General features: G+C 39.4%; 1 pseudogene. It reads left to right on the top strand.

The annotated features are described in order from the left end of the window. Positions 1 to 205, top strand: a pseudogene (locus PZE06_RS28905) (GAF domain-containing protein); the annotation flags it as partial. Between the last annotated feature and the right edge of the window lie 84 nt (positions 206 to 289).

Below are 289 nucleotides of genomic sequence, written 5' to 3'. Positions count from 1 at the left end.
TGTTACAGGTGCAATTCAATTGGAGGATTCCGTTCAAGAACAAAAATCAATTCTTTATGCACCTTTAAAGGGGAAGCAAGGAGTGTATGGTGTACTGCAAGTTATAGCCCCAAATACAAGGGCCTTTCCCAATAATGAGGTGGAATTTATAACACTACTTGCTAATACTGCAGGATCTGCTCTTGAAAATGCTCAGTTATATCAGCATATGTGATCGGCACTGTCTTGAGCAAATCACCTTCCGATATTTTGGCAGTAATGCTTTGGATACTTGCTACTTGCTCTTTAA

This window comes from Robertmurraya sp. DFI.2.37, assembly GCF_029211245.1.
Lineage (GTDB): Bacteria > Bacillota > Bacilli > Bacillales > Cytobacillaceae > Robertmurraya > Robertmurraya methanolica_A.
The sequence above is the reverse complement of the archived record's forward strand: the minus strand, read 5'-3'. Positions and strand labels throughout refer to the sequence as shown.